At 67.7% G+C, this 7429-nt stretch carries 6 protein-coding genes; 3 read left to right on the top strand and 3 right to left on the bottom strand.

The features are described 5' to 3' along the window. Window positions 1-5: 5 nt before the first annotated feature. Window positions 6-1475, bottom strand: coding sequence for a 3-isopropylmalate dehydratase large subunit (gene leuC / locus ACT3TS_RS14215; RefSeq protein ID WP_444532170.1), 1470 nt, complete (start codon window positions 1473-1475; stop codon window positions 6-8). A 281-nt stretch (window positions 1476-1756) separates the two neighbouring features. Here leuC and ACT3TS_RS14220 point away from each other — a divergent pair, with 281 nt between their 5' ends. From ACT3TS_RS14220 to ACT3TS_RS14230, 3 genes are all read left to right on the top strand, one after another. After that, window positions 1757-2476, top strand: a complete 720-nt coding sequence (locus ACT3TS_RS14220; RefSeq protein ID WP_444532164.1) for an IclR family transcriptional regulator — start codon at window positions 1757-1759, stop codon at window positions 2474-2476. A 78-nt stretch (window positions 2477-2554) separates the two neighbouring features. Further along, the gene (locus tag ACT3TS_RS14225) at window positions 2555-3184 is read left to right on the top strand and encodes a hypothetical protein (RefSeq protein WP_444532165.1); all 630 of its coding nucleotides are present in this window, start codon (window positions 2555-2557) and stop codon (window positions 3182-3184) included. A 34-nt stretch (window positions 3185-3218) separates the two neighbouring features. After that, the gene (locus ACT3TS_RS14230) at window positions 3219-3752 is read left to right on the top strand and encodes a DUF1697 domain-containing protein (RefSeq protein WP_444532166.1); all 534 of its coding nucleotides are present in this window, start codon (window positions 3219-3221) and stop codon (window positions 3750-3752) included. An 18-nt stretch (window positions 3753-3770) separates the two neighbouring features. Here the strand turns inward: ACT3TS_RS14230 and ACT3TS_RS14235 are convergent, their stop codons facing one another. Continuing rightward, window positions 3771-5381 carry a GTPase gene (locus ACT3TS_RS14235; RefSeq protein ID WP_444532167.1) on the bottom strand — a complete coding sequence of 537 codons (1611 nt, stop codon included), beginning with the start codon at window positions 5379-5381 and terminating at the stop codon, window positions 3771-3773. Further along, window positions 5378-7312: a dynamin family protein gene (locus ACT3TS_RS14240; protein ID WP_444532171.1), complete on the bottom strand. Its 1935-nt coding sequence runs from the start codon at window positions 7310-7312 to the stop codon at window positions 5378-5380. Before ACT3TS_RS14240 ends, ACT3TS_RS14235 begins: the two co-directional genes overlap by 4 nt. Window positions 7313-7429: the final 117 nt, after the last annotated feature.

Genomic DNA, 7429 nt, shown 5'->3' on the forward strand with positions numbered 1-7429 from the left:
GCTCCTTATGCTGCGTTGCCGGCGGGGACGGCGGCTGTTTCAAGGTCCGACGGCGAACTGAGGGTTCCGCGGACGGCGGTGGCGGCTGCCACAACGGGAGAGACGAGGTGGGTGCGTCCACCCTTGCCCTGGCGGCCCTCAAAGTTGCGGTTGGACGTGGATGCGCAGCGTTCGCCCGGTTCGAGCTGGTCCGGGTTCATGCCCAGGCACATGGAGCAGCCGGCAAAGCGCCACTCGGCACCAAAGTCCAGGAACACCTTGTCCAGGCCCTCGGCTTCGGCTTCGAGGCGGACGCGGGCGGAGCCGGGGACGACCAGCATGCGGATGTTGGGGTCCTTTTCGCGGCCGCGGACAATGTCGGCTGCTGCGCGCAGGTCCTCGATGCGGGAGTTGGTGCACGAGCCCAGGAACACCGTGTCAACACGGATGTCCTTCATGGGGGTGCCGGCTTCCAGGTCCATGTAGGCCAGTGCGCGTTCCGCGGCGGCCTTGGCGTTGTCATCGCCAAAGTCTTCGGGGAACGGCACGGTGTCGCTCAGGGACACGCCCTGGCCGGGGTTGGTTCCCCAGGTGACAAAGGGATCCAGGGTGTTGGCGTCGAGGAAGACCTCGGCGTCGAATTCGGCGTCGTCCTCTGTGGTCAGGGACTTCCAGTACTCGACGGCGGTGTCCCAGTCTGCGCCTTCCGGGGCATGGGCGCGGCCCTTGAGGTACTCGAAGGTGATCTCATCGGGGGCGATCATGCCGGCACGGGCGCCGGCCTCGATGGACATGTTGCACACCGTCATGCGCGCATCCATGGACAGCGCCCGGATGGCGGAGCCGCGGTACTCGAGCACGTAGCCCTGGCCGCCGCCGGTGCCGATCTTGGCGATGACGGCCAGGATGATGTCCTTGGAGGTCACGCCGGGGCGCAGGGTGCCTTCGACGTTGATGGCCATGGTCTTGAACGGCTTCAGCGGCAGCGTCTGGGTGGCCATGACGTGCTCGACCTCGGAGGTGCCGATGCCGAACGCCAGGGCGCCGACGGCTCCGTGGGTTGAGGTGTGCGAGTCGCCGCAAACGACCGTCATGCCGGGCTGGGTCAGGCCCAGCTGCGGGCCCACCACGTGCACGATGCCTTGTTCGGCGTCGCCCAGGGAGTGCAGGCGGACACCAAACTCGGCGCAGTTGTTGCGCAGCGTCTGGATCTGGGTGCGGCTGGTCAGATCGGCGATCGGCTTGTCGATGTCCAGCGTGGGAGTGTTGTGGTCCTCCGTGGCGATGGTCAGGTCGGGGCGGCGCAGCGGGCGGCCGGCCAGGCGGAGGCCCTCAAAGGCCTGCGGGGAGGTGACCTCGTGGATCAGGTGGAGGTCGATGTACAGGAGGTCGGGCTGGGCGGCGTCGCCCTCGCCGTCGCCCTGGCTGACGACGTGGTCACGCCACACTTTTTCAGCCAGCGTCTTCGCGGCCCTGCGCGGCGCCTTGCTCGGCACTGCTGCTGTCTCCGCTGCCGTTCCGTCCACTGCTGTTGTCTCCACTGCTGTTCCGTCCACTGCGTGGGGAGTGGTTGACTCGCTCACAGCAGCTCCCTTCCCTCGTTGATACCGCAGTTGATTCCACGGTTTAGTCCGCGCTTCCGGTCCCGCATTCACATAGAATTTGAGGGTCCGCAGGCGGAGTCGTTCATTTGTATGACTCCAATGTTCCAGCCAGTTCAGCGCGGAAGCCAATTCTTCGATTTGCATCTCACATGCTGAGACGGCAATATCATTACATGGACAATTCTAGTGGCGTTGGCGTCATCGACAAAGCGGCCCTTGTGCTTGATGCATTGGAAGCCGGCCCGACAACCTTGGCGCAGCTCGTGGCAGCCACCGGTTTGGCCCGGCCCACCGTGCACAGGTTGGCACTGGCCCTGGTACATCACAGGCTCGTCAGCCGGGACATGCAGGGCAGGTTTGTGCTGGGCAGCCGGCTCGTCGAGCTCGCCTCAGCCGCCGGCGAGGACCGGCTCATCGCCGCCGCCGGGCCCGTTTTGCTGCAATTGCGCGACTCCACCGGCGAGAGCGCCCAAATTTTCCGACGCCAGGGCGACTTCCGCGTCTGCGTGGCCTCGGCCGAACGCCCGATCGGTTTGCGCGACACCATCCCCGTGGGTACGCAGCTCACCATGAAGGCCGGCTCGGCGGCACAGGTCCTGCTGGCCTGGGAGGACCACGAACGGCTGCTTGAGGGTCTGCACAACGCACGCTTCACCCCCACGGTTCTGGCCGGAGTCCGACGGCGCGGGTGGGGCCAGTCGCTCGGGGAACGCGAGCCAGGGGTGGCCTCGGTGTCGGCTCCGGTGCGCGGTCCGTCCGGCCGCGTGATCGCTGCAGTGTCCATTTCCGGGCCCATCGAGCGCCTCACCCGCCAGCCCGGCCGCCTGCATGCTGAAATCGTGTGCAACGCCTCCCGCATTCTGACCGAGGCCCTGCGCAAGAGCACCCCGTAACCCCCGCCTCCCAGATCTGTGTGGCAGGCTCCCCTGCGGGCCATTGTCCCGACTGACGCCCGCAACTAGGCTGCTGTCATGGGACACATCGTTTGGGGTCCGCGCAGGGGAATGTTGACGACGGCAGCTGCAGCCGCCGCGGTCGTGCTGCTGGCAGGATGCACGGGTTCGACCCCTGCAGACGGCCCCGTTTCCACCCAAACGCCGACGGGCCCCGGAATCTCCGCATCCACCGGCCCCAACGACATCACCCCGCACGCCGTGGGATCCGACTTGAATTTCGAATGCGCCGACCCCATCGCCACCGGTCTGGCACTTGACGACGTGGCTGTCCCCGATTCCATCGGCATGCCGGACGTCATGGCCGTCAATGCCACGGCCGGCGGCAACGCCATCCATTGGGGCGGGGCAAACTACAAGGGTCTGAAATTTGCCAAGGTGGGCCTGATCCTCAAGATCGGACAAACGTTCACCCTGGAGGTCCCGGCGAACATGCGCGGGCATGTGAAGATCGGCTGGTCCAATTCCGGCTACACCGTGGCGGACTCGCTGGCCGTCCCCGGCTGCACCACCAACCTGCCCGACACCAAGTGGCTGGTCTACCCCGGCGGAATCTGGCTTGACGCCCCCGCCTGCGTCCCGCTGACCGTCACCCACGGCGGGGACACCGAGATCCTCCACATCCCGGTCGGCACCTCCTGTCCGTAAAGCCCCACCCGGATGGGCAGGGTAGGGTTTGCGCATGACCAAATACGCGGTGTTCCTTCGGGGGATCAACGTCGGCGGCATCAACGTCAAGATGGCCGATCTGCGCGCGGCCCTCGCCACACTCCCCCTGACCCGGGTGAAAACCCTGTTGGCCTCGGGCAATGTGGTCTGCACGGCGGAAGCCGACGCACCGGAACTCAAAACCATGGTGGAGAACCTGCTGCGTGAAAAGTTCGGCTACGACGCCTGGGTCGTAATCCTTGACCTGCCGCAGCTGGAGGCCGTCATCGCCGCGTCCCCTTGGCCGGCCGACGACCCCGCCCGCCACAGCTACGTGACCCTCTCCTCCGATCCAGCCGTCCTGGACGAGCTCGCCAGGCACGGCGGCGAGCTGCCCGGCGTCGAACTTGCCAGGCTCAGCCCCCACGCCCTCGCCTGGCCGGTGCCGGTGGGAGGCACCCCGGACAGCCCGTTCAGCAAGCTTTCGGCCAGGCCCCGCTACAAGAGCACGACGACGACCCGCAACCTGCGCACGCTGCTCAAGTGCCGCGACACGCTGGCTTCCTGACGTACATCCCAGACGTGCTCAGCGGGCGGCGGCCAGTGCTTCCTGGAAGTCGCGGTACCGGGCGATCTCGGTCTCGGTCGGGGCAACCACAAGCTCCCCGGACACCCCGGCGACACTCTCACGCAGCCGCCGTCGGGCCTGGGCTGCCCGGGCCTTGGCGCCGGCCAGGGCAAGGAATTTGCTGGTCACGGCAAGGAAAATGCCCAGCACGACGCCGGCAATCACCATCAGCGTGGGCAGTGGCCAGCCTTCGACCTCGGGCACCTCGGGAACGGGCAGCTGGAAGTAGCCCAGCCCGGCCAGCACACCCAGCCAAACGAGTCCGCCCACGGCCACCAGCAGCGCAAGCCACTGGATGACGGCGAACACCGGCCACCACCACGCACGGGTGTTGGCCTTCAGATCGGTGCCGGCCACGGCCTGGTCGAGGGCGTCCGGCAGCTCGTTCCGGTTGCTGCGCGCAGCGGACCGGATGGACGCCCGCCACGGCCCGGGCGAACCCGCACTCGTGGTGTCAGCAAAGTCGCGGACGGAGGAGTCCACCTGCGCCAGCTGGGCAGATCCGGCGGGCGGCAGCGACGTCCTGTTCACCTCTGACGCGCCTTCCCGCCGCAGGCTCAACCGGCGCAGCGGATCCTTGCGGAACCGGACCAGCCAGCGCGTGACCGGCCAGCCCGTCTGCTTCGTGGCCTCGAGCTTGTAGGAGGACTGCACGGCCGAGACGACAGTTTCAACATGCACGGCCCTGGCCAGCCCCGCCGCCAGTGTCTTCCTGTCCTGCTGGTGCACACCGGCAGCATCGCCGCCGCCGGAAGCGTCGGACAGGCGCTCCGCGGCGACTGCCGCATCCGCCGCGAGCCGCGCCGACTTGGCCGCCTTGGCCTTCACGACCGAGGAAATCCGGCGGCGCAGTTCGGGCACACCCTCGAGGGTCACGGCCGAGACGCCCGACACCGCGACCTGGCCCAAACCGTCACGGTCCAGAATCGCTTCCAGGGACTCCAGCACCGGCTTCACCTCGGCGATGGCCAGCCTGTCCACCTGGTTCAGCACCACCAGGGTCACCGAGGCGTGGGTTGAAAAGGGCCTGATGAAATCGTTGTGAATTGCGGCGTCGGCGTACTTTTGCGGGTCGACGACCCACACCAGCACATCGACCTGCCCGGCCAGGCGCTCCACCGTGCGGCGGTTGCTCAATTGGACCGAATCGAAATCCGGCAGGTCAAGCAACACCAGCCCCCCGCCGTCGTCCGTCAGGCCCGGAACGGTGTCACCCTCACGGCGGTCCGCGACCTCCAGCCAGTCCAGCAGCGGCGCGCTGCCGTCCATCCCCCACACCATGGCCAGGGGCTCGCTGGTGGTGGGCCGGCGCACGGCAACCCGCGCCGCGTCCGTGCCGGCCACGGCGTTGAACAGCGACGACTTTCCGCTGCCGGTGGCGCCGAAAAAACCGACCACGGTGTGCTCGGCGCTGAGTGAACGCCTGGCCGTGGCCCGTTCCAGCACCCCGTAAACATCGGCCAGGGCGGTGTCGTCGAGCCGGCCTTCCGCAAGTTCGCGGGCCTCGTTGAGGGCGATGAGCTGCCGGTCGAGCGTTGACTCGGCGCGTTTCTCGCGGTGCCGGCTCATGCGCCCTCCCCCGTCCCGGTTTGGCTTCGCCTGCCGCTGGGGTTGCTTCGACCGGTTTGCCCATTGTGGCCAAGGTCTGCGAGCTGCCCGGCGAGTCCGTCGAGGCGCTGTACGAGGGGTTCGGCGGCGTCTTCCACCGGGCCCAGCCTGCTGAGGAAGCGCTGCTGCTGGTGTTCGAGCAGCTTGGCGCAGCGCACATCCAGTGACTGTTTGGCTTCCTTGGCCAGGCGCCGCACGGCATCCTCGCCGAAGATGGCTTCCAAAAGTTTTTGACCCACGACGGCGGTGCCTCCTGCGATTCCCACTTCGGCTCCCGTCAGTCCCCCGGTGAAGGAGAACACCACGACCATCAAGATGACGCCAAGACCGTTGACGCCAAACGACAGCCATCGGGCCTGGGAACGCTTTGCCGCGCCCTCGGCCCGGATCAACGCCATGACTTCGCCCTGCCAGGCCCGGATTTCGGCGGCCACCTCGGCGGGGAACTCAGCACTGACGCCGGAGAGATCATCCAGGCCCAGTAGCTGGCGTCCGGCCGGATCGGCCCGCCACCGCTGGTCGGCGTCCTCGGCGGCCCGGGCACCCTGGTCAACAATGACTGCCTGCAGGCCGGTTTCAATGGCCACCTCAACCTTGACAGCCGGCGGCGGCTGGCCCTTGAAGAACGCACCGATCCTGTCGCGCACCCGGCCGATCCCGCTTTCCAGCGCCCGGAAGAATTCGCCCGTGCCAACAAAATCCTGCCAGCGGGCCAGGACCTCGCCACGCAGCAGCGTGCCGTCGCTGGTTGCCTTGTTGATGCGCGTCGCGGCGTCCGCAAACGCGGCCTGGACGTCGGCTTCGAGCTGCCGTCCGGCGTCGTGCTGGGCCTGAACGGCGAGGGACAGCTCGCTCAGGCGTCCGCCAAGGGAGCGGACGGTGCCGTTGAGGGTGCGCCGCACGATGTCGGCGCGGCCGGTGGCGTCGTTGCCGATGTCTGCCAGCCAGCTGTTGATCGGTGCGACCGCTTCGGCCGGCAGCATGCCCAGCCCGTCGAGGGTGGTTTCGGGGACCACGAACAGCTGCGCGCCCGGCAGGCCTTCGCGGGTCAGCATCTCCTGCAGGTCCGCGGCGATCTCCTGCTCGGCGCCGGGCGGCACCCGGTCCAGGATGACGGCAACGGTGATGTCGCGGGAGGCGGCGTTGAGCAGCAGTTTCCACGGCACGGCATCGGCGTACCTGTTGGCCGTTGTGACGAAGAGCCACAGGTCCGCGGCCGCCAGCAGCTGGCCGGCGAGCTGGCGGTTGTCATCGGAGATGGAATCCACGTCGGGGGCGTCAAGGAGCGCCACGCCGGCAGGAACCGCGGGATCTGCCACCAGCACCAGCGAGGTCATGGCGCCGGCGTCCGGGGCGGCCCCGGCACGGGAGGCGGGGGTGTTGTCCTTGACGGGGCTGCCCTGAACGCGGTGCAACGTCGGCAACACCCGTGAGGAGGTGAACCACGGGGCGTCGTCGGGGTGGTGGAGCAAAATGGGCTGGCGCGTGGTGGGCCGGATGGCACCTGATCTGGTCACCGGATGGCCCACCAAAGCGTTGACGAGCGTTGATTTTCCCGCGCCGGTGGAGCCGCCCACAACGGCCAGCAGCGGCGCATCGAGGCTCCGCCATCGCGGAAGGATGTAGTCGTCAAGCTGGCCCAACGCGGAGGACGCAGTGGCACGGGCTTCGTCGACACCTGGCAGCTCGAGGGGAAGGTCCAGCCTGGCCAGCTCGGCGCGCACCTCTTCCAGCAGGCCGACGGCTGCCTGTTGCTCGGCGGCCAATTGCGGCGTGGCCGGGTGTTCTGTGGCTCGTTGTACCAAGGCAGCGGCGTCGTTGTCGCCCGGTTGGCTCGATTCGGAGGTGTTCACAGCTTCATCATGCCAGTTCGCGGCAAAAGTGCGGCCCATTGCTGGACACAATTTGTGAACTCCCGTGGAACTGGCGCGAATATGCGGAGTGCCCACACCGCGGCGGGGGTCGTTGTTGCCATTCGCCCCCGCAAAGGACAACTTTTCAGGCCCAGG

Origin of the sequence: Specibacter sp. AOP5-B1-6 (genome assembly GCF_052376555.1) — a bacterium.
GTDB lineage: Bacteria > Actinomycetota > Actinomycetes > Actinomycetales > Micrococcaceae > Specibacter.